We start from the raw sequence: 296 nt of genomic DNA, 5'->3' as shown, positions 1-296 counted from the left end.
ATTTGAGGGGGAATGCTCGAACGGCAGGAGAATTACGACGCAAGGAAAAAGATAACGTTTTTGGGATGGGGAGCCGTGCGCCCATTGCCATCTCATTGCTGGTCAAAAATCCAAACGGGGAACAGCGGGGCCGGATTTACTTTCACGACATCGGAGACTACCTGACCCGCGAGGAAAAACTGGGCAAACTCATCGAGTTTGGCAGTATTGCAGGGATCACTGAGCAACAACGGTGGCAAACCGTTACCCCGGACCAGCATGGGGACTGGCTCAACCAGCGGAATGACGGATTCAAC

At 53.4% G+C, this 296-nt stretch carries 1 protein-coding gene; it reads left to right on the top strand.

Annotated features, from left to right (window positions below; translation table 11 throughout):
- The coding region (locus tag IV91_RS16195) for a hypothetical protein (protein WP_150112518.1) at positions 1 to 296 on the top strand (296 nt) is incomplete at both ends.

Origin of the sequence: Ferrovum myxofaciens, assembly GCF_000735045.1 — a bacterium.
Lineage (GTDB): Bacteria > Pseudomonadota > Gammaproteobacteria > Burkholderiales > Ferrovaceae > Ferrovum > Ferrovum myxofaciens.
This window is presented reverse-complemented; position numbering and strand designations above follow the sequence as displayed.